The organism is Ostreiculturibacter nitratireducens (assembly GCF_032670585.1).
Lineage (GTDB): Bacteria > Pseudomonadota > Alphaproteobacteria > Rhodobacterales > Rhodobacteraceae > Ostreiculturibacter > Ostreiculturibacter nitratireducens.
Genome location: NZ_JAVQHL010000001.1, coordinates 1,107,596 through 1,131,219, shown reverse-complemented (window position 1 = coordinate 1,131,219; position 23,624 = coordinate 1,107,596). Strand labels below are relative to the sequence as shown.

The following is a 23,624-nucleotide window of genomic DNA, read 5'->3' as shown; positions in this document are numbered from 1 at the left end:
TGCCGCGCGCAAGGATTCGGACTTCGGGCGCGTCAACCCTTGAGGAATTTCCGGCGCGCTTCCTTGGCGATGGCGAGGCGCATCTCCGCTTCGGCGAGATCGGCCATGGCGGCCTTGCGCTCTGCCTCGTCGGTCAGCGTGGAAAGACGTGCTCGGGCGGCGTCGACCACCTTCTGAAGGCGGATCTCGTCGGGCAGGGCCCCGGCCTCGGCCATGATCCGGAAGCCCACCGCCTCTCCGGTATCGACGAAGGCGTCGCCCAGGCGTTCCGGCAGGGGTTTCCCCTCGCCGGACAACCCGGCGAGCTTGCCCTCGGCGCGCGCCTTGAGCATCCGCCGTTCAGCTATCTTGTTCAGCCAGTCGGACATCGGGTCCCTCCGTAACGAACATAGTGCGGAAAGACCGGACTTGGAATGTCATCCCACTTCCGCGAGACGGGCGAGGGCGGCGCGGATCTTGCCCGCCTCCTCCTCGCCGAGGTCCAGCTTCTCGCGGGTTTCATCGACGACTTCCTCGGGCGCGCTCTCGACGAACTTCGGGTTCGCGAGGCGACCACGAAGGCCGTTCAGATCCTTGTCGAGTTTTTCGAGCGTCTTGGCGAGGCGGGCCTTCTCTTCCGCCACGTCGATCACGCCTTCGAGCGGGATCGCGAAGAGGCCGCCCTCGACCGCGATGCTGATCGCGCCCTTGGGCGCCGCGCCTTCGGTCTTGCCCTCGATCCGGGCGAGGCGCTCGATCAACGCCGCGTTGCGCGACCAGGCATCCTTGCCGCGGGCATCGAGCGAAACCTCGATGATCGGGAGCTTGAGCCCGACCGGCACATGGACCTGCGCCCGGGCCGAGCGGATTTCCTCGATGAGGCCGATGACCCAGTTCATCTCGCGGTCGGCGTCGGGGTCGAGAAGCTCGCGCACCGTGTAGGCGGGCCAGTCAGCGTGGACCAGAAGCTTCGCGCGGTCGTCCGTCAGGCCCCAGAGCTCTTCGGTGATGAAGGGCATGAACGGGTGCAGGAGGATGTAGCACTGGTCGAGAACCCAGCGCATCGTGGCGCGGGTTTCATGCGCCAGTTCGCCGTCCATCAGGGGCTTCGAGAATTCCACATACCAGTCACAGACCTTGCCCCAGACGAAGCCGTATAGCGCATTCGCGGCGTCGTTGAAGCGGTAGTCGGCAAGCGCGGCATCGACCGCTTCGCGCACGCGGGCGGTTTCGCCGATGATCCAGCGGTTGACAGTGTGCGTGGCCGCCGGGATGCCGGGTTCGGCCTTGCCGTTGAAGACGTGGTTCATCTCCGCGAAGCGGGTGGCGTTCCAGATCTTCGTGCCGAAGTTCCGGTAGCCCGCGATCCGCGAGGTCGACAGCTTCAGGTCGCGCCCCATCGCCGCCATCGAGGTCAGCGTGAAGCGCACCGCGTCCGCGCCGAATTCGTCGATGAGGTCAAGCGGGTCGAGGACGTTGCCGAGCGACTTCGACATCTTCTTGCCCTTCTCGTCGCGGACGAGGGCGTGGACATAGACGGTGTGGAACGGGATCTGGTTCACGACGGCGAGCTGCATCATCATCATCCGGGCGACCCAGAAGAAGATGATGTCGAAGCCGGTGATGAGGACGTCGGTGGGGAAGTATTTCTGAAGTTCCGGCGTCTCCTCCGGCCAGCCCAGCGTGCCGATCGGCCAGAGGCCCGAGGAGAACCACGTGTCGAGAACGTCGGGGTCGCGAGTAAGCGCCTTGCCGCCCGCCTGCGCACGCGCCTCTTCCTCGGTCGCCGCGCAATAGGCGTTGCCCTCGTCGTCATACCACACCGGGATCTGGTGCCCCCACCAGAGCTGGCGCGAGATGCACCAGGGCTCGATGTTCTCGAGCCAGTGGAAATAGACCTTCTCGTGCTGCTCGGGCAGGATTTTGGTCTTGCCCTGCCGAACGGCGTCGATCGCGGGTCCGACGATCTTCGCGGTGTCGACGAACCACTGGTCGGTGAGGAACGGCTCGATCGCAACCTTCGAACGGTCGCCATGCGGAACCATGTGCTTGTCGGCGTCGATACCGTCCAGCCAGCCGTTGTCGCGCGCCTCGGTGACGATCGCGTCGCGGGCCTCGTAGCGGTCGCGGCCGTGGAACATCTCGATGCACTTGGCGATAAGGTCCGCGTCGCAGCCCTCGGCGAAGTCCGCGTTGTCCCTGATCGCCATCGCGGCGCGGGTGTCCATGACGTTGATCGCGCGCAGGCCCTGGCGCTGGCCGACGCCCCAGTCGTTGAAGTCATGGGCGGGCGTGATCTTGACGGCGCCGGTGCCCTTGGTCGGGTCGGCGTATTCGTCCGCGACGATCGGGATGCGGCGGCCGCAAAGCGGAAGGATGACCTCCTTGCCGATCAGGTGCTGATAGCGCGGGTCCTCCGGGTGCACGGCGACGCCGGTGTCGCCGAGCATTGTCTCGGGCCGGGTCGTCGCGACGACGAGGTAGTCGCGCTCCTCCCACTCGGTGGGGTTGCCGTCCTCGTCCCACGCCACCTCGTGGCGCGTGGTCAGCCCGTCGGCCAGCTTGTAGCGCAGCCGCCAGAGGCTGCCCTGAACCTCGACCTGTTCGACTTCGAGGTCGGAGATCGCGGTCTCGAAATGCGGGTCCCAGTTCACCAGCCGCTTGCCGCGGTAGATGAAGCCCTTGTTGTAGAGGTCGACGAAGACCTTGATGACCGCGTCGTGGAAGTTGCCTTCGTCGCTCGCCGGGGCGCCGGGCGCGCCGGACATGGTGAAGGCGTTTCGGGACCAGTCGCAGGAGGCGCCGAGGCGCTTCAGCTGGTTGATGATCGTGCCGCCGGATTTGCCCTTCCATTCCCAGACCTTCTCCAGGAACTTCTCGCGGCCCATCTCGCGCCGGGTCTGGTTGGACTTGTCCTTGGCCAGTTCACGCTCGACGACCATCTGGGTCGCGATGCCCGCGTGGTCCTGGCCCGGCTGCCAGAGCGTGTCGAAGCCGCGCATCCGGTGCCAGCGCGTCAGGATGTCCTGAAGCGTGTTGTTGAACGCGTGGCCCATGTGAAGAGAGCCCGTGACGTTCGGCGGCGGGATCATGATGCAGAAGGTTTCGTCCCGCGAGGCATTGGCCCCGGCCGCGAAGGCGTTGGCCTCTTCCCAGAGGCCGTAGATACGCGCTTCGGCAGCGCCTGCGTCAAAGGTCTTTTCCATCGGCATCTGTATGGATGTCCCTGCTGGTCATTCGCTCGCCCTGCATCTAGCCAATGCGGACGGGAAGGCCAAGCCCATTGGGCGCGATCACAGCGCGCGGTCGAGTTTCGTCGACAGGTGGATGAGGCTTTCGGAGCTTTTCACGCCGGTCAGGGCGCCTATGGCGTCGAGTACTCCGTCAAGAACCGCGGTGGAGGGGGCCGCGACTTGCAGCAGGAGGTCAACCCGTCCGGAGGTGGTGTGGACCCGCTCGACCTCGGGAATCGCCCTCAGCCGGGTGAGGATCGCGGCCTGTGCGCGAGGTTCGATCGACAACAGGACCGTGGCGCGGATCCGGGCCTGCTGCGCCGCTTCGCCAAGCTTGACCGTGTATCCGGCGATCACCCCGGTGGTCTCGAGCCGCTCCAGCCGCGCCTGCACCGTGGAGCGTGCAACCTTCAGTCGGCGGGCCAGAGTCGCCACCGAGATGCGGGCATCGGCGGCCAGAAGCCCCAGAATGTTCCGGTCCAGTTCGTCCATTGATCAACACCAACAATCTGACGTCCGATTTCGTCAATTTAACGATCCTGTGCGGCAAATCTACTCTTTCGATCGGTAGAAATGTGCCCCATATCCCCCGCACTTCGTTTTCAGGAAAAGGGCGGCTCATACGCACCTGGCCTGGTTGGTTGAAACGCGTAAGCGTCTCCCGACCCGTCGAGCCGGGGCAAGAGGTGGCTGCGTCTCTTTGGCAAAGGCAACGCCGATGGGACTCTCGAAAACAATCTGGGCGCAACCGTCCGAACTCCTCCGCACTCAGCAGCCGGACAACCCGGTCCTGTTCTTCGCGCCGATGGTCCTGCAAGCGACCGCGCGCCGTTTCCTCTCGGGCTTCCCCGGGCTCGTCACCTACGCGGTCAAGTCGAACCCCGACGAGATGGTGGTCCAGAACCTCGTCGCTGCGGGGATCAAGGGCTTCGACGTCGCTTCGCCCAACGAGATCGCGATGATCCGCCGCCTCGCCCCGGGTGCGGCGCTGCACTACAACAACCCCGTCCGGTCGCGCGCCGAGATCGCCTTCGCCGTCGAGCAGGGCGTGAAGTCCTATTCCGTCGACAGCCGGAGCGAGCTGGCAAAGCTCGCGGAAATGGTTCCGGCGGAGGGCACCGAGATCTCCGTGCGCTTCAAGTTGCCGGTGAACGGCGCGGCCTATAACTTCGGCGCGAAATTCGGCGCGACGACGGAACTCGCCTCCGAGCTTCTGGCCGAAGTCGCGCGGCTGGGCTTCGTGCCCTCGCTGACCTTCCACCCGGGCACCCAGTGCACCGATCCGATGGCCTGGGACGCCTATATCCGTACCGCTGCGGGAATCTGCCGCAACGCGGGCGTCAAGGCGCGCCGGCTGAACGTCGGCGGCGGCTTCCCTTCGCACCGCGTGGGCGGACAGCTGCCGCAACTCGAAGCGATCTTCGCGCTGATCGACCGCGTCGCCACCGAAGCCTTCGGCGACGACCGTCCCGCGCTCGTCTGCGAGCCGGGCCGGGGCCTCGTGGCGGAAGCCTTCAGCCTCGCCACCCGTGTCAAGGCTATCCGGGACGACAACCATGTCTTCCTGAACGACGGCGTATACGGTGGCCTCGCCGAACTTCCGCTCGCGGGCCTGATCGACCGCGCCGAAGTCATCTCGCCCGATGGCGCCCGCCGCGAGGGCGAGCCGCGTCTGCGCACCGTCTTCGGACCGACCTGCGACAGCGTCGACAAGCTGCCGGGTGAGCTTGGCCTGCCGGTCGACATGTCGGAGGAAGACTACGTGGTCTTCCACGGGATGGGCGCCTATTCGTCGGCCACCAACACCCGTTTCAACGGGTTTGGCGACATGACGATCGCCACCACGATGAGCCTGCGCGGCTGAGGAGCATTGGCACCTTCCCGTGCAGCCGCTAGGCTTTGGTCTAGAGGGCTGTGCGGGAGGAGCAGATGTCGAAATTCGGCAAGAGCCAGAGCGTCAAGCGGCTTGAGGATATCAGGCTTCTGACCGGGCACGGCCGCTTTGTGGATGACATCGCGCCGCAGGATGCGCTTGTCGCCTTTTTCCTGCGTTCTCCGGTCGCCCATGCCGAGATCACGGCGCTCGATACTTCGGATGCCGCCGGAATGCCGGGTGTCGTGGCCGTTCTGACCTCGGCCGATCTGGAGGAGGCGGGCGTCAAGCTGGGGATGAGAAGCGTCCCAATCGGGAATCGCGACGGATCGAGGGGCGCGAGGCCGGAACGGCCGGTCCTCGCCAAGGGGCGGGTGCGCTTCGTCGGCGAGCCGATCGCCTGCGTGGTGGCGGAAACGCTGGCGCAGGCCAAGGACGCGGCCGAGGCAATCGCATTCGATTTCGCGGAGCTTCCCGTCCATCTGGATATCTCCGTCGGGGGCGAGGCGATCCACCCCGAGGCGCCCGGCAACCTGGCCTTCGACTGGGCGATCGGCGACGAGGCGGCGACCGAGGCCGCCTTCGCCGGCGCCGCGCATCGGGTGTCGCTGCGCACCGTGCACAACCGGATAATCGTGAACTCCATGGAGCCTCGCGTCGCCTTCGCTGAATGGGACAGCTCGCGGCTGCATTTCTGTTTCAACGGGCAGGGCGTCTGGAACCAGAAGGACGAGCTTGCCGAGAGCCTCGGCCTGCCGAAAGAGGCCGTCCGCGTCACGACGCCGGACGTCGGTGGCGGCTTTGGCATGAAGTCGTTCAACTATCCGGAATACCTCGTTATCTCACATGCCGCGCGGGCGCTCGGCCGCCCTGTGCGCTGGACGGGGGACCGGACGGAATCGATGCTTTCGGACAATGCCGGGCGCGACCTCATCTCCGACGCGGAGCTCGCCTTCGACGCGGACCATCGCATCGTCGGTTACCGCGTCAACATTCTGTCAAATCTTGGTGCCTATAATTCGAACTTCGGCCAGCTTATACAGTCGGAGGTCGCGTCGAAGGTGATGACCGGGGTCTACGACATCAAGACGGCTTTCGTTTCGGCGAAGGGCATCTACACCAACACCACGCAGACCGACGCCTACCGCGGTGCGGGGCGCCCGGAGTCCATCACGACGCTGGAACGGCTGATCGACAAGTCCGCCCGCGTCCTCGGCGTCGATCCCTGGGAGTTGCGCGACAAGAACTACATCCGGAATTTCCCCTACGATACAGTCGCGGGGGAGGTCTTCGACGTGGGCGATTTTCCACGCGCCGCGGCGCGAGCGCGGACGGAGGCGGATTTGGAGGGCTTCGCCGCCCGCCGGGCAGCATCGGCCAAGGCCGGCAAGCTCCGAGGGCTTGGAACCTGTTACTACATCGAGGCGATCCTGGGTGACGCCAATGAAACCGCGGAAATCGCCTTCAACGAGGACGGCACCGTGTCGCTCTTCGTCGGGACCCAGTCGAACGGGCAGGGACACGAGACGGTCTTCGCGCAGTTCCTGTCCGACACCTCGGGCATCCCGCTGGACAAGATCCGCATCGTCCAGGGCGACAGCGACCTGATCGCGAAGGGTGGCGGCACGGGGGGATCGCGATCGGTCACGGTGCAGTCGACGGCGACGCTCGCCACCGTCGAGGCCGCGATCGAGGCCTTCACGCCCTTCGTCGCCGATGCGCTCGACGTTCCGGAGGCCGATGTCGACTTCGACGAGGGCGCCTTCCGCGCGCTGGGGTCCAACCGGGTCATGACGCTGCTCGAAGCTGCGGAGCAGGCGCGCGCTTCGGGGCGGAACGACCTTCTGCGGCACAAGCGGGAGATCGAGCTCGACCACCGGTCCTACCCGAACGGCGCCCATATCGCGGAGGTGGAGGTGGACCCGGAAACCGGGCAGATACAGCTTCTCGCCTACACCGTCACCGACGATTTCGGCAATCTCATGCACCCGCAACTGGTCGAGGGGCAGATCCACGGGGGCGTTGCCCAGGGCCTCGGCCAAGCGGTCTGCGAAAACGCCGTCCATGATGCGTCGGGCCAGCTGCTCACGGCAACTTTCATGGACTACGCGATGCCACGGGCGGAAGATATTCCCATGATCCGTTTCACGACCGAACCTGTTCCCGCCACCGGCAACCCCTTGGGAATGAAGGGCTGCGGGGAGGCTGGAACCGTCGGGGCTCTTGCCGCCATAACGAACGCGGTTCTTGACGCTCTCTGGGATGAAGGCGTGCGCGAAGTGCAGATGCCGCTCACGCCGCTGCGTGTCTGGACGTGGCTGAAGGAGGCCAGGGAGGAGAGTGTTGCGCCAGTTCACTGATCGCATCCTCAGGCTCCTCCGTGTCGCGCGCCGGGTCGAAACCCATGCGCCGATGCGAGGGCGGGAGCCCTGCGATCACGTGATACTCCTGGACGGAACGATGTCCTCGCTTGAAGACGGTGAGGAAACCAACATCGGGCTGATCTACAAGCTGCTCCTGTCGATGCCGATCAGGACCCAGCAGGTCCTCTACTACGAGGCAGGCGTGCAGTGGCGGCAATGGCGCAACACGACGGACGTCGCCATGGGTCGCGGGATCAACCGGCAGATCCGGCGCACCTATGGCTGGCTGGCGAGCCACTATCGGCCGGGCGACCGCATCTTCCTCTTCGGCTATTCCCGCGGCGCCTTCGCGGTCCGCTCTCTCGCAGGGATGATCGACCAGGTGGGGCTGTTGCGCGCGGACGCCGCGACGGAGCGGAACATCACGCTCGCCTATCGATACTATCAGGCGGAAACCGAGCGGCCCGCCGAAAAGGAATTCGTCCGGCGCTTCTGCCACACTGGCGTCGATATCCAGATGCTCGGCGTCTTCGACACAGTCAAGGCACTCGGGCTGCGCCTTCCCCTGCTGTGGGTCCTTACCGAGCCTCAGCACCGCTTCCACAACCAGAACCTTGGTCCCACGATCCTCAACGGGTTTCATGCCCTCGCGCTCGATGAAACGCGGTCGGTCTACGAGCCGGTTCTGTGGGAATGTCCTCCGGAGTTTCGAGGGCATGTGGAGCAGGTCTGGTTCCGGGGCACGCATGGCGACATCGGTGGTCAGCTGGGCGGTGAAGAGGCGGCGCGGCCGCTGTCGAACATTCCGCTCGCCTGGATGCTCGAGCGGGCCGAGGCTGCGGGGCTCACGCTCCCGCCGGACTGGCGGGGGCGTTTCCTGACGGATCCGGAGGCGCCGTCGATCGGAACTTGGTCCGGATGGGGAAAAGTCTTCCTGTTCCGCGCGCCGCGCGTGGCGGGGAACGATCCGTCGGAACGCCTGCACCCCACGGCGCTGGGCCATCGCAAGAAACCCCGCGCCTTCATCGTGCGCCCGATCGAAACGCTGGGGGAGCCGGTCAGCGGCCATCCATGATGAGGCATGTGGTGGAGCCGGTGGCGTAGAGTTTCCCGTCCGCGACGCCCCGGATTTCGCCCCTCGCCACGCCGGTCGTGCGGCCGATGTGCTGAATGATCCCTTCCGCGTCGATCTCGGTGCCCGGGGGCAGGGCGCGGGTGATGTTCACGCGGTATTCCAGCGTCGTGTAGAACTGACCCTTCGGCACCATCGTCATCACGGCGCAGGCCATGCAGCTGTCCAGCAGCGTGCCGTACCAGCCGCCGTGCACGGCGCCGACGGGGTTCGTGTGCGCGAAGGCAGGCGCTCCACGAAAGATCACCCGACCCTCCTCGACGAGGTGCAGGTGGTATCCGAGCGTGCCCGCGATCGCTGGATGGGCGATGCGGCCCTCGAGCATCCCCCGCATGAAGTCGTAGCCCGACTGAGACAGGAGGACTTCGCGCGTGGCGACGTCCTCGTGTTTCGTGGCGATGAACGGCTCGGTCAAGATGCACCTCCCCGGCGCCCGGAAATCGGGGCCGGGGTCAGGCTATCCTCTGCAGCAACCGGTGCAAGGGGTGTCACGCGACCCGCTGAAGGCTGACTTCGGGCACCACGCCGAGCGCGTGGCAGATGTCGCGCGTCAGAGCCGGGCGGTTCAGCGTGTAGAAGTGCAGATCGTCCACCCCGCCGCGGATCAGGTCGTCGCAGAGTTCCGTCGCGATCGCCGTGGCGAGAAGCTGCTCGCGCCCGTCCCGTTCGGCGGCGGCAAACGCTTCTTCCACCCACTGGGGCACGTTCGTGCCGCAGCGCGCCGCGAACCGCTTCGCGCCGGCCCAGGACTGGATCGGCAGGATGCCGGGGATGATCGGGGCGTCGATCCCCGCCTTTTCGCAGGCGTCGCGGAACCGGAAGAAGGTTTCTGCCTCGAAGAAGAACTGGGTGATCGCCGAAGTGGCGCCGGCGTCGATCTTGCGTTTCAGCCAGGCGACGTCGGCGGCGGTGTCGGCGGCGTCCGGGTGCGGTTCGGGGTAGGCCCCAACGCGGATGTTGAAATCGCCGGTATCCGCCAGCGCCTCGATCAGTTCGACGGAGGAGGCGAAACCCTCAGGATGCGGCCGGAACCTCTGCGTGCCCTTGGGCGCGTCGCCGCGAAGCGCCACGATTTCGGTCACACCGGCGGCGGCGTAGCTGTCCGCGATGGCGAGGGTGTCGGTTTTCGCCGCGTCGACGCAGGTCAGGTGCGCGGCGACGTTCAGGCCGTAATTCGCCCCGATCGTCGTCACCGCCTCATGCGTGAGCTGCCGCGTCGTCCCGCCAGCGCCATAGGTCACCGAGACGAAGGAGGGGTTCAGCGGGGCCAGGGCCTGAACGGTTTCCCAAAGCCGGAAAGAGGCATCGAGCGTCTGCGGCGGGAAGAATTCGAATGAAACACGGGGCGTGGTCATGGTTTTGGCGTCCTTTCGTTGCCCCCCTTTTGGCACGCCTTGAAAATTGAAGCCAATTCATAATATTCAACATGAACATGAGTCATTCTGCATAAAGGCCGTTCATGCATCTGGAATTCCGACACCTCAGGACGATCCGCGCGATCCATACGGCCGGCGGGCTCGCCCGTGCTGCGGATCAGTTGAACATCACACAGTCCGCACTGTCACACCAGGTGAAGGGGATCGAGCAGCAGGCCGGGGTCGAACTGTTCGTGCGCCGGTCGAAGCCCCTGAAACTCTCGGCTGCCGGCATGAAACTTCTGCGTCTGGCCGAACGGGTGCTGCCCGAGGTCGAGGCGCTCGAGGAGGAATTCCGTGGCCTTCGGTCGGGAAAGTCGGGACGCCTGCACATCGCCATCGAATGCCACGCCTGTTTCGACTGGCTGTTTCCCGTGCTGGACCGCTTCCGCCGCGCCTGGCCCGACGTCGACGTGGATATTCGCCCCGGCCTCGCCTTCGGCGCGATGCCCGCGCTTCTGAGGGAGGAGGTGGACCTCGTCATTTCTTCCGACCCCGAGGAAATCCCGGGCATTACCTTCGTGCCACTCTTCGACTACGCGCCGCTGTTCGTCGCCTCGGCGCAGAACCCGCTAGCGGAGAAGCCCTTCGTCACGGCGGACGACTTCCGCGACCAGATGCTGATCACCTATCCGGTGGAGCGCACCCGGCTTGACGTTTTCACGGAGGTCCTGACGCCCGCCAAGGTCGAACCCCGGGCCGTGCGGCAGGTCGAACTGACAGCCGTGATCCTCATGCTCGTCGCGGCGAACAGAGGGGTCGCCGTGCTGCCGGACTGGGTCCTGCGCGAGGTGAGATACCAGCCGGACTACGTCACCCGCCCGGTCACGGAGAAGGGGCTGACGAAGCGCCTTTACGCCGCGGTGCGGGAGGAAGACGCGGTGAAGCCATACATGGCGCATGTGCTCCGCCTAGGCCGGACCGAGCCGATGAAGCTGCAAAGGGCGTGATCGGCGGAGTATTTCCGCGAAAATCACGCGCTTGCCGGGGATCGGCGGCTTCACATTGCGGTTCTGCGCGCGTATAGCGGCGGCTTGACGACAAGGAGCCCCCCCGATGCAAGGCAGCGCCAATCTCAACCTGATGATCAAGGCGGCGAGAAAGGCCGGCCGGAGCCTCGTGAAGGATTTCCGCGAGGTCGAGAACCTGCAGGTTTCGATGAAGGGCGCCGGCGACTTCGTTAGCCGCGCAGATCGCGAGGCTGAGCGGATCATCAAGGAAGAACTGATGGGCGCGCGGCCGAGCTACGGCTGGCTTGGCGAGGAAACGGGCGAGGCCGAGGGTCAGGACCCGACCCGCCGCTGGATCGTCGATCCGCTGGATGGGACGACGAACTTCCTGCACGGCCTGCCGCACTGGGCCGTTTCGATCGCTCTTGAGCACAAGGGCGAAGTCGTGGCCGGGGTGATCTTCGACCCGGCGAAGGATGAACTTTTCTGGGCCGAGAAGGGCGGCGGCGCCTTCCTCAATGAAACGCGGCTCCGCGTTTCTGGACGCAAGAACATGATCGAGGCGATTTTCGCCACCGGCGTTCCCTTCGGTGGCCGTTCGACCCTGCCCGCGACGCTTCAGGACCTTGCGCGCCTCATGCCCGTCTGCGCCGGCGTGCGCCGCTGGGGCGCCGCGGCGCTCGATTTCGCCTATGTGGCCGCGGGCCGCTACGACGGCTTCTGGGAACGCGGGCTCAATGCCTGGGACATGGCCGCAGGGCTGGTCATCGTGCGTGAGGCGGGCGGCTTCACCGGCCCGCTGCGCGAGGGCTACGACATCTTCGGCTCGGGTGGCGTCATCGCCGGCAACGCCGAACTGTTCGAGCCGCTCTGCAAGATCCTGCGCGAGCGCGCCTGACAGAGGGCTGTCGGCCCTCTGAACACCGGGACATCGTCAGACGGAGCCGGCGGTTGCCGGGAGCCCGCGCGCGGCATTGTCATTTCTTGCGCCGGATCAGCGGAACCGATGAACGCGAGTAGCGGCTCTCGGGGTGGGGCGGGCGTCCCGCCGTCCGGTCCCAGTAGCTGCGCGCGCCGCGTCGGAGCCAGACCGGCACGGTAAGCGCGAGCCCGGTGAGGAAACCGCCCGCATGCGCCCAATAGGCGATCCCTCCCATCGAGGCGTCGACGGCAACGCCACTCAGCAACTGCATGAGGAACCAAAGCCCGAGCATCATCCATGCCGGAAGCACCACGACCCGGAAGAAGATCACGAAGACCAGGAGGACATCGACTCGCGCCTTGGGGAAGAGGAGGAGGTACCCCCCCATCACGCCCCCGATCGCGCCGGAGGCGCCGACGGTGGGCACGCGGCTCATCGGATCGGCGGCCAGATGCGCCCCGGCGGCGGCGAGACCGCAGATGACGTAGAAGGCGAGGAAGCCCACATGCCCCATCTGGTCTTCGAGATTGTCCCCGAAGATCCAGAGGAAGAGCATGTTGCCGGCAAGATGCATGAACCCGGCATGCAGGAACATCGAGGTGAAGAGGCCGTGCAGGTTCTGCCCCGAGGATATGGCGGCCGGGATCATCGCCCAATCCCCGAAGAACGCGTAAAGCGCGCGCTCGCTTGAGAAATACGGGAGCGAGACGAGGAACACGAGGATGTTCACCGCGATCAGCCCCAGGGTGACGACTGGCGTTCGGTCGGAAGGGTTGTGATCGCGGATCGGAAACATGGGTCGAGGCTCGCCTGTCCTCGTCCGCCCGTCAAGCGGGTGCCGCCCGGCAGTGCCGGGCGGAACCGTCAGGCGGATGCCGCCTCGGCAAGAAGCGCCGCGTTGCCCCCCGCCGCGGTGGTGTCCACGCAGGTGTGGCGCTCGAGCGTCACGTGACCGCGATCCGGCATGCCGGTGATGAGAGGCAGGATCGGCCCGGGTCGGGCTGCGAGTTCGGTGGCAAGCCGACGCGCTTCGGCTTCGGGGCCCCAGAAGATCGCCGCCGAAAAGCCCGACAGCCGGGTGAGAGCGCCCGCGGGAAGCACGCCCGGCGCCTCGATGGCGATGCCGCCGAGTTCGTTCACAGCCTTCGCCTGCTCACGCGTGGATTCCGCCCCCGGGCCGAGGCAGAGAACCGGCGCACGGGTGTGAAGCGTCAGACGGTTGGATTCGCCCGTGGGGCCCGGCATGTCTTCGCTCGCGATCGGCGTGGCGGGGACCTTTGCCGACGCGATGCGTTTCGCCAGCGCGGCTTCGCCTTCCGCCGAGCCGGGCGCGTCTTCCCACAGGGGCGCCTGCGCCGCCGCCGTGAAGCGAGTCAGGTAGTGCGGCCCGCCAGCTTTCGGTCCCGTGCCCGACAGCCCCTCGCCCCCGAAGGGCTGCGAGCCTACGACGGCGCCGATCTGGTTCCGGTTGACGTAGAGGTTGCCCGCGCGCACCGCTTCGGTCACCTCCTGCACCCGGTTGTCGATCCGGCTGTGGAGCCCGAAGGTCAGCCCGTATCCGGTGGCGTTGATGTTCGCGATGACGCGTTCCATGTGCGCGGCGCGGAACGTCGCGACATGCAGCACCGGACCGAAGATCTCGCGCTCGAGGTCCTTGATGCCTTTCACGCGTAGCACCGTCGGGGCGGCGAAGGTGCCGGTGAGAGGCGTGGCGAGTTCCTTGAGTACACGGCCCTCACTGCGGGCCCTGTCGACATGCGCGCGGATCGTGGCGAGCGCCTCGGCGTCGATCACCGGGCCGACGTCGGTCGACAGCGCCCAGGGGTCGCCGACCGCAAGCTCGTCCATCGCGCCGAAGAGCATCTCGAGGACCGTCTCGGCGATGTCGTCCTGCAGGTAGAGGCAACGCAGCGCCGAGCAGCGCTGGCCCGCCGACTGGAAGGCCGAAGCGACGATGTCGCGCACCGCCTGCTCGGGGAGCGCCGTCGAGTCGACGATCATCGCGTTGAGACCTCCCGTCTCGGCGATGAGCGGCGAGCCGGGTGCGAGGTTCGCGGCCATCGCGCGGGCGATCGCCTGGGCCGTCTCCGTCGATCCGGTGAAGGCGACGCCAGAGACGCGCGGATCGGAGGTCAGCGCCCGGCCGACGGTCGGGCCGTCGCCCGGCAGGAGTTGGAGCGCGGTCGCCGGCACGCCGGCCTCGTGCAGAAGGCGCACCGCATGCGCGGCGATCAGCGGCGTCTGCTCCGCCGGCTTGGCGAGGACCGCGTTGCCCGCGGCGAGCGCTGCAGCGACCTGGCCGGTGAAGATCGCCAGCGGGAAATTCCAGGGGCTGACGCAGGTGAAGACACCGCGCGCCGGGCGGTCGAGGCCCTCCGCCTGCGCGGCGTAATAGCGCAGGAAATCCGCGGCTTCGCGGAGTTCCGATACGGCGTCGGGAAGGCTCTTGCCGGCCTCGCGTGCGAGAAGCGCGAAGATCGGGCCGAAATCGGCCTCGTAAAGCTCCGCCGCGCGCTTCAGGACTGCGGCGCGATCGGCGGCTTTCGCTTGCCACGGCGCGGCGGCCGCCAGGGCAGTTTCGACGTCTTCCGCCGTAGCCTCGGTGACTTCACCAACCTGTTCGCCCGTAGCCGGATTCACGACGGGCTTCGCCGTCGTGGCTGCGACTGCTCCGGCGATCAGCGGCGCGGCGGCGGCTTTTGCCGCAGCAGCGGGCGCGCGCGCGGCCTCGATGGCCGCAAGCACGCCGCTCTCGCTGAGGTCGAAGCCTGCCGAGTTTCCGCGCTGGGGCTCGAACAGGTCCGGGCCGCGGCGGATCGCCGTGTTGCGGGGGTCGGGCAGAAGCGCCTCGACCGCGTCGAGCGGGCAGGAGGCAACCACCTCGGGGGCCACATCCTCGTCCACGATCTGGTGCACGAAAGACGAGTTCGCCCCATTCTCGAGAAGCCGGCGGACGAGGTAGGCGAGAAGGTCGCGATGCGCGCCGACGGGTGCGTAGATCCGGCAGCGCGTGCCTTCTTCCTTCAGGATCATGTCGTGCAGGCGCTCACCCATCCCGTGCAGGCGCTGGAATTCGAAGGGCCGGTTCCCGGCCATGTCGAGGATGGCTGCGACGGTGTGGGCGTTGTGAGTGGCGAATTGCGGATAGATCCGGTCGGTCATCCCGAGAAGCTTCCGCGCGTTGGCTATGTAGCTGACGTCCGTCGCTTCCTTGCGGGTGAAGACCGGGAAATCCTCGAGCCCCATGACCTGGGCCCGCTTCACCTCGGCATCCCAGTAGGCGCCCTTCACGAGGCGCACCATGATCTTCCGGTCAAGGCGGCTCGCGAGCCCGTAGAGCCAGTCGATCACCGCGCCCGCGCGGCGGCCATAGGCCTGAACGACGATGCCGAAGCCGTCCCAGCCGGCCAGTTCCTCATCGGCGAGGACCGCTTCGATCACCTTGAGCGACAAGGCGAGCCGGTCAGCCTCCTCCGCGTCGATGTTGAGCCCCATCCGCGCTGCCTTGGCCTTGCGGGCAAGGTCGCGGACGACGGGAACGAGTTCCTCCATCACGCGGGCTTCCTGCGCGACCTCGTACCGGGGGTGGAGCGCGGAGAGCTTCACGGAGATGCCCGGATTGGCCCGGATGTCATCTGACTTGCAGGCCGACGCGATCTCGGCGATGGCGGTCGCGTAGGCCTTGGCATAGCGCCGCGCGTCGCCCATGGTGCGGGCGGCCTCGCCCAGCATGTCGTAGGAATAGCTGTATCCTACGGCCTCCTGACGCGAGGCGCGCTCCATTGCCGAGCCGATCGTCTCGCCAAGAACGAACTGGCGCCCCATTTCCTTCATCGCGCGTCCGACGGCGGCGCGGATGACCGGTTCGCCGAGCCGCTTCACCGCGGAGCGCAGATGGCCCACGACGCCCGGCTCCCGGTCCTCGAGCACCTTGCCCGTCAGCATCAGCGCCCATGTCGAGGCGTTCACGAGCGGCGAGGTCGACTGGCCCAGGTGGCGCGACCAGTCGGACGGCGCGATCTTGTCCTCGATCAGCGCGTCCATCGTGTCTGCGTCGGGAACCCGCAGGAGGGCCTCCGCGAGACACATCAGCGCGATCCCTTCCTCGGTGGACAGCCCGTATTCCGCTAGGAATACCTCCATCAGGCCCGGCCGCTGGTCTGCCCGGATGCGTTTGACCAGCGCCGCGCCGCGCTTCGCGATCCGGATCCTTGCGATCTCGTCCAGAGCGGCCGCGTCGATGAGGCGGCGCAGAAGCGGGCCTTCGGGGGCAAGGCTGCCGGCTTCGATCGTCATCCAGGGGTCTTGGGAAGGCATCTGCATTTGGGTCTCCATGAGAACGACCCATGATATCGTTCAAAGGGAAGACGTTCCGGCCAAAGGATGCTAATGGATAGACGAAACGACCAAATAGAGGTCAAATATCATGTCAAATGATCTACCGGAGCTCGACCGGATCGACACCGCGATTCTTGCCGCCCTGTCGGAAAACGGCCGCATATCCATGACGGACCTCGCCCAACGTGTGGGCCTGACGAAGACGCCGGTTCAGGCGCGCGTGAAGCGGCTGGAAAATGCGGGCGTGATCCAGGGCTACCGCGCGGTCCTTTCGCCGATCCGTATGGGCCTTGCCCACGTCGCTTTCGTCGAGGTGAGGCTTTCGGACACGCGGGAGTCCGCACTCCAGGCCTTCAACCGCGCTGCCCGGGCCGCGCCGGAGGTGGAGGAGTGTCACATGATCGCCGGTGGGTTCGACTATCTTCTCAAGGTCCGCACACGGGACATCGCCGACTACCGCCGTGTCATGGCCGAGCGGATTTCCACGATGCCCCACGTCGCATCGACCTCGACCTACGTGGCGATGGAGGCCGTCAAGGAAACCGGGCTCTAGTTCCTTGTCCGACTAGCCTTTACGCCGCCGGCGCATAGGTTAGGATCGCGCCGCTTGCCCGCGTGGTGGAATGGTAGACACAGGGGACTTAAAATCCCTAGGCTTCGGCCGTGCCGGTTCGAGTCCGGCCGCGGGTACCAATGGTTTGAGGCGCAATCTCCTTGATTTTTTGCCTTTCTGAGCGCATATGGGACGCAGCGACGTTATCTCTATCGACCACTGTCTCCGTAACTGGCCGCAGTCCCTCGATCTTGCACTGACTGCGCCGGGCCGCCGCACTTCCGCGGGCGGCATGACATGAAGGAGACATCACGATGGCCACCGGCACCGTGAAATGGTTCAACACCACCAAGGGCTACGGCTTCATTGCGCCCGAGGGTGGCAAGAAAGACGTGTTCGTCCACATCTCGGCCGTCGAGCGCGCCGGGATCCGCGAACTCAAGGACGGTCAGAAGGTCAACTTCGACATCGAGGCCGGCCGCGACGGCCGCGAATCCGCGTCGAACCTTGAACTCGCCTGAATTTCAGAGCGAAATTGAGTTGGCGGGCGGGGTTCAAACCCCGCCCGTTTCGTTTTGTGTGACCGACCAGGCGGCAATAACTAGCCGGCCATTGGCCTGTCTGCGCGCGGCAAGGTCTCGTTCACGCGCGTGAACACTATCCACAGGAACAGAAGGCTTCCTGCGAAGAACAGGAACGAGCCCGCTGCGACCAGCGGAACCATCGCGCCGTTACCCAGAAGCAGCAGGTAAAGCGCGCCGGTCATCAGCGCCGTGGCGACGACGATGGTCCAGAAATGCAGAACGGCAATTCTCGTCGCGGCCTTTTCCGGGTTGAACGCGTAGTAACCGCCGAAAAGTGCGCAGGACACCCAGCCCAACAGGCTGAGATGAGCATGCGCGCCGGCGGCATCGTGCTCGTTCGTGATCGACATCTGCAGTCCGATCAGGACACCGATGACAAGGAAGATTGCCGAGGCCTTGAAGAACATGTGAGAGATTTGCGGCATTGCGACCTCCCGCTGAATGCCACTCGGATGCGACACCGCGCCGGACCCGAGGCGTACCGGCGTCTTTGGTGCTTGCGGAATTCGTCGACTATCCCTTGGCGCCGCAATCCCCAACTGACGCCGATATAGAGAAAGATATCTCCGTTCGAAAAAGACACATTGACCTGTATCAACAGGAAACATGGGCCAGCACCGCCCCCGGAAATCCCGGGGCGGGCCAAGCCTTGTTTCGATGTCAGTGCCTGTGTCTTCGCGTCGTCGTGATGCGTCAGATCAAGTCCGTACGCCTGCGAATTTCTTCTGCCACTCCTCCCGCTCCTCGTCCGCGATCTTGCGGAAGAGGACGTCCGGCGTGGTGAAGGCATGGCCTGGCGGCAGGACGTTGAGCGCCACCTGGATTTCCTCGGGCCAGCTGCGCTCCTCGGTGCCGAGGGCGGCGAGCATTGCCGCCGACGCGTCCGGGATGAAGGGCTCGGACAGGACCGCGTAGAGGCGGATGAGGTTCAGCGAAAGCCGGACGATGGCCGCCGCGGCCGCCGGGTTCTCCTTCACGACGGTCCAGGGTGCCGCTGCTTGCAGGTATTCGTTGCCCGCCACCCAGATCGCGCGGAGTTCGCCCGCCGCCTTGCGGATCTCCATCGCGGCCATGTGGTCTTCATAGGCGCGGATGCGCGTCCGCAGCTCTTCCATGAGCAACGCCTCGCGCTCGCCGAGCTGGTCGCCCTCGGGCACCATCTCGCCGAACTTGGAGCGGCAGAACTTCGTCACGCGGGAGACGAAGTTCCCCAGCACGTCGGCGAGGTCCTTGTTCACCGCGGCCTGGAAATTCTCCCAGGTGAACTCGCTGTCCGAATTTTCCGGCGCGTGGGAAAGGAGCCACCAGCGCCAGTAATCCGACGGCAGGATCGACAGCGCTTGGTCCATGAAGACGCCGCGCCCCTGCGAAGTGGAGAACTGGCCGCCATCGTAGTTGAGGTAGTTGAACGACTTGATGTAGTCGACAAGCTTCCACGGCTCGCGCGATCCCATGATCGTAGCGGGGAAGGAAAGCGTGTGGAACGGCACGTTGTCCTTGCCCATGAATTGCACATATCGAACATCTTCGGCGCCCTTGTCGGTCCGCCACCAGCGTTCCCATTCAGAATCCGAATGTCCGTGTGCATCCGCCCATTCTGCGGTCGCGGCGATGTATTCGATCGGCGCATCGAACCAGACGTAGAAGACCTTGCCCTCCATTCCGGGCCAGTCTTCTTCGCCCTTCCTGACCGGCACGCCCCATTTCAGGTCGCGGGTGATCCCGCGATCCTGAAGGCCCTCGCCCTCGTGAAGCCATTTCTTGGCGATGGAGGTGGTCAGGATCGGCCAGTCGGTCTTGGAATCGATCCAGGCCTCGAGTTCGCCCTTCAGCGCCGACTGGCGCAGGTAAAGGTGCTTCGTCTCGCGCAACTCGAGATCGGTGGAACCCGAGATCGCGGAGCGGGGTTCGATCAGGTCGGTGGGGTCGAGCTGCTTCGTGCAGTGTTCGCACTGGTCGCCGCGCGCCTTTTCGTATCCGCAGTTCGGGCAGGTGCCCTCGATGTAGCGGTCAGGAAGGAAGCGGCCGTCGGCGACGGAGTAGAACTGCTTTTCCGTCACTTCGGCGATGAAACCGTTCTCGGCGAGCTTGCCGGCGAAGTGCTGGGTGAGCTTGTGGTTCCGAGCCGAGGAGGAGCGGCCGAAATGGTCGAACGACAGGCGGAAGCCCTTGGCGAGCTCGGCCTGCACGCCATGCATGCGCGCGCAGTAGACCTCGACCGGTTCGCCGGTCTTGGCGGCGGCGAGCTCGGCCGGGGTGCCGTGTTCGTCGGTGGCGCAGATGAACATCACCTCGTTGCCGCGGGCGCGCATGAAGCGGGCATAGAGGTCGGCCGGAAGCTGGGAACCCACGAGGTTCCCGAGGTGCTTGATCCCGTTGATGTAGGGGATCGCCGAGGTGATCAGAATCCGTGCCATGCGCCGTGCCTTTTCGCCTGTCTCGGGCGCCGATTTACAGCCCTTGGGCGCCGAGGGCCAGAGGCATTGCCGCGGCTATTGGCGGTCGCGCATCCGGGAGAAGAGGCGGCCGACGAGGAAGCTGGTGCGCGGCGTGTAGACGTAGGGCGTGCGTTCCTCGGGCGCGGGGCGGGCGCGCATCCGGACGAGACTGAAGGCCAGGAGCCCGAGATGGGCGAGGGAGATGAAGACGAACATGGCGGAGGCGCCGAAGACCTCGACCAGCGCAGAGGCGATTACCGGTGAGGCGATGGCACCGAGCGCATAGAGGAACATGAGCGAAGCCGACAGCTCCACGCGCTCCGCGGAGGTGGCGAAGTCGTGCGCATGGGCGGCGGCGACCGAGTAGATCGGCAGCGTGGCAAAGCCGAAGAAGGCGGCGGCGAGGTAGACGGCGGTGGTGCCGGCGTCCGATGCCGCGATGGTTATCGCGCAGGAGAAGGTCGCCGCGATCGAAAGGCCAACAAGCACTTGCCGGCGTTCATACTTGTCGGCGAGCCAGCCCATAGGGAACTGGGCGATCGCCCCGCCAAGGACGAATGCCGCCAGGAAAAGCGCGATGGCGTCGGCGGAAAGGCCGACCTCGATCCCGTAAAGGGGGCCGACCATGCGGAACGCTGCGCCTGAGACGCCGGCGACGATGACGCCGAACCCGGCGAGGGGCGAAAGTTCGAACGTGAGCCAGGGGCGGAGCCTCGGGGCGGCGGGCGTTTGCGGCTGCTCGGTCTTCGTCATGATCACCGGCAGCAGGGCGGCGCAGCAGAGGAGCGCGAGGAGGTTGTAGGAAAAGTAGGTCGCCGGATCGAGCACACCGATGACAAGCTGCGCGCCCAGACTGCCGAAGACGTCGACCACGCGATAGATCCCCATCGTGCGGCCGCGCGTTTCGTTCGTGACCTTGTCCTGGAGCCATGCCTCGATGACCGTGTAGCAGCCCGCGACACAGAGCCCCGCGAGCAGCCGCAACCCCGCCCAGGCCAGGGGGGAGACGACCATCATGTGCGCGAGGATGCCGATCGTGCCAGCGGCGCAGAAGGCCGCGAAGGCGCGGGAATGGCCGACATCGCCCATCAGTCTGGGCGCCCACCAGCAGCCGATGAAGAAGCCGAGGAAATGCGCCGAGCCGAGTGTCCCGATCTCGGACTTCGAAAAGCCGAGTTGCACGCCCGAAAGCGCGTCCATGGGCGCCAGGCCGCCGGCGCCGAGCTGCAGCAGGACGACCGACAGGAAGAGTGCGGCGAGGGAGATGATGAGGCGCATTCGGTGCCGGTCGAGATTTGTTCGGCAGCACCATGTCGCGCACGCTGCCGCTTTACCAGCCTAAAACCGACGGTGACTTGGCGCGATCGTTTCGTGACGCCGCGTCGGCGTGGGGCGTCAGTGTTGGCTCGGGGTGGCCGCCGGGGCCACGCGGGAGGTCCGGATCTCCTCCCGCCCGTCCTTGCCGGTGCGGGCCGTAAGGGCCCAGGCGGCCGGGGGATCCGTGCGGGCGCGGCGGCGTTCTAGCCGCCAGCGCGAGGCGTCCGCCTCCGCGCCCGCACCCGGCACTCCAGCCTGGCCGGGGCCATGCCGGGGGGCGAGGTGCCAGCGGCTTTCGGCGCCCTGTGCGCCACCTTCGCCAGGGGTCAGGATCAGGCCGAGAGGCGCGACCCGCCCTTCGGCGGCACCCTGTTCGGCGGCGAGTTGCAACCGGCGCACCGGGGTCAGGCCGGGGGGCTCCGGCAGGTCGCCCACGACGATGGGCACCGCGCCCGCCCGCAGCGCCTCTTCAAGACACCACAGCAGATCCTCGGCCCGACGCGGCGAGGCAAAGATAAGCCGGCCCGGTTCGATCAGCGGACGGATCCCATCGGGGTTGAGCCGCTCCGGTTGCCATGCGGCCGCGATCCACAGGACCGGCCCCTCCGCCCCCCGCGCGGCGAGAAGCGCGAGCGTCCGCCGTGCGGGGCCACAGAATTCATGCACCCGTCCCCGCGCAAGCCCAAGGCCCGCCCCGCCATCCGCGGCCCCGTCAGCGAGGAAGGGCAACGGCGCGCGCGGCCGCGCGCGATTTCGCGAGATCGTCGGGGGCAGGGCATGAGTCGTCACGTCTAAAGAATATAATGTTCCGCCTTTGTTCTCAATAGCTCCCCCGTGAGGCGCAACCAGCGAGGGAAAAAAGGGGAAGACAGATCGAGAAATTCGAATACCATTCAAAGCTCCGGAAAGGGAGTTCCGGACAACAAGATCAAGGGAGGAAACCTATGAAGAAGCTTGCAGCAACCTGCGCGGCCCTGGCGTTGAGCGCGACGGCGGCCTTTGCCGAAGGCCAGACCCATCACGTGGCCATCCATGTCAACCAAAACGATCCCGCGGTATTGAACATGGCGCTGAACAACGCGCAGAACGTCAGCAACTACTACACAGCGCAGGGCGACAAGGTGGTGATCGAGATGGTGGCCTACGGGCCGGGGCTGAACATGCTCATTCCGGGACAGAGCCCCGTCGAGGACCGCGTGAAGGCTATGGCGCTCGAACTCGAGGATATCTCGTTCGCCGCCTGCGCCAACACGCTCGAGGGGATGCAGAAGAAGGCCGGCCACGACATCGCGCTGATGAGCGAGGCGACTGTCGTGCCCTCCGGCGTCGTGCGGCTGATCGAGCTGCAGCAGCAAGGCTATGCCTACGTCCGGCCCTGAGGCCAGCCTGCACACTTGCCCTCGGCCCCGATCCCGCTAGGGTTCGGGGCCAATCATTCGAGAGGGCAAGATGAAGACAGTCACGCTTGGCCGCGACGGCCCGGAAGTTTCCCGCCTCTGCCTCGGCACGATGACCTGGGGCACACAGACGCCGGAGGCGGACGCGCATGTCCAGATCGAGATGGCGCGGGATCGCGGCGTGAACTTCATGGACACGGCCGAGATGTATCCGGTGAACCCCGTGTCGGTCGAAACGATCGGCCGGACCGAAGAGATCATCGGGAACTGGTTCGAGAAGACCGGACGACGCGGCGAATGGGTGGTCGCGACAAAGATCGCGGGCGAAGGCGGCAGGGCGCGGAACGGCGAACTGATCAGCGCGGATTCCATCCGGCGCGCGGTCGAGGCGTCGCTGAGGCGGCTCAAGACCGATCATATCGACCTCTACCAGTTCCACTGGCCGAACCGCGGGAGCTATCACTTCCGGAAGATCTGGAACTACGACCCGAGGAACCAGGACCGCGCGGTGACGGAGGCGCACATGGTCGAGGCGCTCGAGACGCTCGCGGCGCTGAAGGCCGAGGGGAAGATCGGGCATTTCGGCCTGTCGAACGAAAGCGCCTGGGGTATGGCGGGGTGGCTGAGGCTCGCCGAGGCCGGTCATGGGCCGCGTCCAATGTCGATCCAGAACGAATATTCGCTCCTCTGCCGGATCTACGATGGCGACCTTGCCGAACTTGGATACAACGAGGATGTCACGCTTCTCGCGTTCTCGCCGCTCGCGGCGGGGCTCCTCACGGGGAAATACGCGGGTGACGTGATCCCCGAAGGCTCGCGCCGGTCGATCGTGCCGGAACTGGGCGGGCGGGTGACGCCACGCGTGTGGGAGGCGGTGTCTGCCTATCTCGGAATCGCGTCGCGGCACGGCCTCGACCCGGCGCAGATGGCGATCGCCTGGACGCTGACGCGGCCTTTCCCGGTCGTTCCGATCTTCGGCGCCACGACAACGGAACAGCTGGAGAATGCGCTGGGCGCGGAAGACGTCGAATTGAGCGACGAGGTGATCGCCGAGATTTCGGCGGCGCACCGTGCGCACCCGATGCCGTACTGATGTTCTCCGGTCGGTTGCACAATGTGCCGCATTCGCG

The 23,624-nt window shown here is 66.1% G+C and carries 20 protein-coding genes and 1 tRNA gene; 10 read left to right on the top strand and 11 right to left on the bottom strand.

Going from position 1 to position 23,624, the window contains the following annotated elements; translation table 11 throughout:
* Nucleotides 1-32: 32 nt before the first annotated feature.
* The 3 genes from ABCN56_RS05420 to ABCN56_RS05410 form a co-directional block, all read right to left on the bottom strand.
* Nucleotides 33-368, bottom strand: a complete 336-nt coding sequence (locus ABCN56_RS05420; RefSeq protein WP_343079737.1) for a DnaJ family domain-containing protein — start codon at nt 366-368, stop codon at nt 33-35.
* 48 nt (nt 369-416) lie between these two features.
* Nucleotides 417-3,191 (bottom strand): valine--tRNA ligase, encoded by a 2,775-nt coding sequence (locus ABCN56_RS05415; protein WP_343079736.1) that lies wholly within the window; start codon nt 3,189-3,191, stop codon nt 417-419.
* A gap of 81 nt (nt 3,192-3,272) precedes the next feature.
* Complete coding sequence (locus ABCN56_RS05410) at nt 3,273-3,704, bottom strand: Lrp/AsnC family transcriptional regulator (protein ID WP_343079735.1); 432 nt, start codon at nt 3,702-3,704, stop codon at nt 3,273-3,275.
* Nucleotides 3,705-3,930: 226 nt separating this feature from the next.
* Here ABCN56_RS05410 and ABCN56_RS05405 point away from each other — a divergent pair, with 226 nt between their 5' ends.
* From ABCN56_RS05405 to ABCN56_RS05395, 3 genes are all read left to right on the top strand, one after another.
* The gene (locus ABCN56_RS05405) at nt 3,931-5,076 is read left to right on the top strand and encodes a type III PLP-dependent enzyme (protein ID WP_343079734.1); all 1,146 of its coding nucleotides are present in this window, start codon (nt 3,931-3,933) and stop codon (nt 5,074-5,076) included.
* A gap of 65 nt (nt 5,077-5,141) precedes the next feature.
* Complete coding sequence (locus ABCN56_RS05400) at nt 5,142-7,445, top strand: xanthine dehydrogenase family protein molybdopterin-binding subunit (RefSeq protein ID WP_343079733.1); 2,304 nt, start codon at nt 5,142-5,144, stop codon at nt 7,443-7,445.
* Nucleotides 7,426-8,523: a DUF2235 domain-containing protein gene (locus ABCN56_RS05395; RefSeq protein WP_425466072.1), complete on the top strand. Its 1,098-nt coding sequence runs from the start codon at nt 7,426-7,428 to the stop codon at nt 8,521-8,523. The genes ABCN56_RS05400 and ABCN56_RS05395 overlap by 20 nt, the downstream gene beginning before the upstream one ends.
* Here ABCN56_RS05395 and ABCN56_RS05390 read toward each other — a convergent pair.
* Together ABCN56_RS05390 and metF are read right to left on the bottom strand one after the other, a co-directional pair.
* On the bottom strand, nt 8,507-8,995 hold the full coding sequence (locus tag ABCN56_RS05390; protein WP_343079732.1) for a PaaI family thioesterase: 489 nt from the start codon (nt 8,993-8,995) through the stop codon (nt 8,507-8,509). The two genes, ABCN56_RS05395 and ABCN56_RS05390, sit on opposite strands and share 17 nt — an antisense overlap.
* 73 nt (nt 8,996-9,068) lie before the next feature.
* Nucleotides 9,069-9,935 (bottom strand): methylenetetrahydrofolate reductase [NAD(P)H], encoded by an 867-nt coding sequence (gene metF, locus ABCN56_RS05385; protein ID WP_343079731.1) that lies wholly within the window; start codon nt 9,933-9,935, stop codon nt 9,069-9,071.
* 104 nt (nt 9,936-10,039) lie between these two features.
* On the opposite strand from metF, the gene ABCN56_RS05380 reads away from it, so the two are divergent.
* A complete protein-coding gene (locus ABCN56_RS05380; RefSeq protein ID WP_343079730.1) occupies nt 10,040-10,945 on the top strand; it encodes a LysR family transcriptional regulator in 906 nt (301 codons plus the stop codon).
* A 106-nt stretch (nt 10,946-11,051) separates the two neighbouring features.
* Nucleotides 11,052-11,843 (top strand): inositol monophosphatase family protein, encoded by a 792-nt coding sequence (locus ABCN56_RS05375; RefSeq protein WP_343079729.1) that lies wholly within the window; start codon nt 11,052-11,054, stop codon nt 11,841-11,843.
* 79 nt (nt 11,844-11,922) lie between these two features.
* On the opposite strand, the gene ABCN56_RS05370 is transcribed toward ABCN56_RS05375, so the two are convergent.
* Together ABCN56_RS05370 and putA are read right to left on the bottom strand one after the other, a co-directional pair.
* Nucleotides 11,923-12,663, bottom strand: coding sequence for a rhomboid family intramembrane serine protease (locus ABCN56_RS05370; protein WP_343079728.1), 741 nt, complete (start codon nt 12,661-12,663; stop codon nt 11,923-11,925).
* Nucleotides 12,664-12,731: 68 nt separating this feature from the next.
* Nucleotides 12,732-16,184 carry a bifunctional proline dehydrogenase/L-glutamate gamma-semialdehyde dehydrogenase PutA gene (gene putA, locus ABCN56_RS05365; protein WP_425466082.1) on the bottom strand — a complete coding sequence of 1,151 codons (3,453 nt, stop codon included), beginning with the start codon at nt 16,182-16,184 and terminating at the stop codon, nt 12,732-12,734.
* A 109-nt stretch (nt 16,185-16,293) separates the two neighbouring features.
* On the opposite strand from putA, the gene ABCN56_RS05360 reads away from it, so the two are divergent.
* The 3 genes from ABCN56_RS05360 to ABCN56_RS05350 all read left to right on the top strand — a co-directional run bounded on the left by ABCN56_RS05360 (nt 16,294) and on the right by ABCN56_RS05350 (nt 17,279).
* Nucleotides 16,294-16,758: an Lrp/AsnC family transcriptional regulator gene (locus ABCN56_RS05360; RefSeq protein WP_343079726.1), complete on the top strand. Its 465-nt coding sequence runs from the start codon at nt 16,294-16,296 to the stop codon at nt 16,756-16,758.
* Nucleotides 16,759-16,814: 56 nt separating this feature from the next.
* Nucleotides 16,815-16,898, top strand: a tRNA-Leu gene (locus ABCN56_RS05355).
* Between the two features lie 174 nt (nt 16,899-17,072).
* The gene (locus ABCN56_RS05350) at nt 17,073-17,279 is read left to right on the top strand and encodes a cold-shock protein (RefSeq protein ID WP_343079725.1); all 207 of its coding nucleotides are present in this window, start codon (nt 17,073-17,075) and stop codon (nt 17,277-17,279) included.
* Nucleotides 17,280-17,359: 80 nt separating this feature from the next.
* On the opposite strand, the gene ABCN56_RS05345 is transcribed toward ABCN56_RS05350, so the two are convergent.
* The 4 genes from ABCN56_RS05345 to ABCN56_RS05330 form a co-directional block, all read right to left on the bottom strand.
* Entirely contained in the window at nt 17,360-17,767 is a 408-nt protein-coding gene (locus ABCN56_RS05345) for a hypothetical protein (RefSeq protein WP_343079724.1), read from the bottom strand.
* 273 nt (nt 17,768-18,040) lie between these two features.
* A complete protein-coding gene (gene metG, locus ABCN56_RS05340; RefSeq protein WP_343079723.1) occupies nt 18,041-19,759 on the bottom strand; it encodes a methionine--tRNA ligase in 1,719 nt (572 codons plus the stop codon).
* A gap of 75 nt (nt 19,760-19,834) precedes the next feature.
* Nucleotides 19,835-21,058, bottom strand: coding sequence for an MFS transporter (locus tag ABCN56_RS05335; protein WP_343079722.1), 1,224 nt, complete (start codon nt 21,056-21,058; stop codon nt 19,835-19,837).
* 117 nt (nt 21,059-21,175) lie between these two features.
* Nucleotides 21,176-21,826: an ImuA family protein gene (locus tag ABCN56_RS05330; protein WP_343080122.1), complete on the bottom strand. Its 651-nt coding sequence runs from the start codon at nt 21,824-21,826 to the stop codon at nt 21,176-21,178.
* A 215-nt stretch (nt 21,827-22,041) separates the two neighbouring features.
* Between ABCN56_RS05330 and ABCN56_RS05325 the strand changes: the two genes are divergently transcribed.
* Complete coding sequence (locus ABCN56_RS05325) at nt 22,042-22,476, top strand: DsrE family protein (RefSeq protein WP_343079721.1); 435 nt, start codon at nt 22,042-22,044, stop codon at nt 22,474-22,476.
* Between the two features lie 70 nt (nt 22,477-22,546).
* A complete protein-coding gene (locus tag ABCN56_RS05320; protein WP_343079720.1) occupies nt 22,547-23,587 on the top strand; it encodes an aldo/keto reductase in 1,041 nt (346 codons plus the stop codon).
* Nucleotides 23,588-23,624 lie beyond the last annotated feature (37 nt).

Bases quoted from the DNA above. Each gene is read 5' to 3' on its own strand.
- putA (WP_425466082.1), bottom strand. From the start codon at position 16,184: ATGCCTTCCCAAGACCCCTGGATGACGATCGAAGCCGGCAGCCTTGCC.
- ABCN56_RS05400 (WP_343079733.1), top strand. From the start codon at position 5,142: ATGTCGAAATTCGGCAAGAGCCAGAGCGTCAAGCGGCTTGAGGATATC.
- ABCN56_RS05410 (WP_343079735.1), bottom strand. From the start codon at position 3,704: ATGGACGAACTGGACCGGAACATTCTGGGGCTTCTGGCCGCCGATGCC.
- ABCN56_RS05415 (WP_343079736.1), bottom strand. From the start codon at position 3,191: ATGCCGATGGAAAAGACCTTTGACGCAGGCGCTGCCGAAGCGCGTATC.
- ABCN56_RS05380 (WP_343079730.1), top strand. From the start codon at position 10,040: ATGCATCTGGAATTCCGACACCTCAGGACGATCCGCGCGATCCATACG.
- ABCN56_RS05370 (WP_343079728.1), bottom strand. From the start codon at position 12,663: ATGTTTCCGATCCGCGATCACAACCCTTCCGACCGAACGCCAGTCGTC.
- ABCN56_RS05375 (WP_343079729.1), top strand. From the start codon at position 11,052: ATGCAAGGCAGCGCCAATCTCAACCTGATGATCAAGGCGGCGAGAAAG.
- ABCN56_RS05345 (WP_343079724.1), bottom strand. From the start codon at position 17,767: ATGCCGCAAATCTCTCACATGTTCTTCAAGGCCTCGGCAATCTTCCTT.
- ABCN56_RS05320 (WP_343079720.1), top strand. From the start codon at position 22,547: ATGAAGACAGTCACGCTTGGCCGCGACGGCCCGGAAGTTTCCCGCCTC.
- ABCN56_RS05420 (WP_343079737.1), bottom strand. From the start codon at position 368: ATGTCCGACTGGCTGAACAAGATAGCTGAACGGCGGATGCTCAAGGCG.
- ABCN56_RS05325 (WP_343079721.1), top strand. From the start codon at position 22,042: ATGAAGAAGCTTGCAGCAACCTGCGCGGCCCTGGCGTTGAGCGCGACG.
- ABCN56_RS05335 (WP_343079722.1), bottom strand. From the start codon at position 21,058: ATGCGCCTCATCATCTCCCTCGCCGCACTCTTCCTGTCGGTCGTCCTG.
- ABCN56_RS05360 (WP_343079726.1), top strand. From the start codon at position 16,294: ATGTCAAATGATCTACCGGAGCTCGACCGGATCGACACCGCGATTCTT.
- ABCN56_RS05405 (WP_343079734.1), top strand. From the start codon at position 3,931: ATGGGACTCTCGAAAACAATCTGGGCGCAACCGTCCGAACTCCTCCGC.
- metF (WP_343079731.1), bottom strand. From the start codon at position 9,935: ATGACCACGCCCCGTGTTTCATTCGAATTCTTCCCGCCGCAGACGCTC.
- metG (WP_343079723.1), bottom strand. From the start codon at position 19,759: ATGGCACGGATTCTGATCACCTCGGCGATCCCCTACATCAACGGGATC.
- ABCN56_RS05350 (WP_343079725.1), top strand. From the start codon at position 17,073: ATGGCCACCGGCACCGTGAAATGGTTCAACACCACCAAGGGCTACGGC.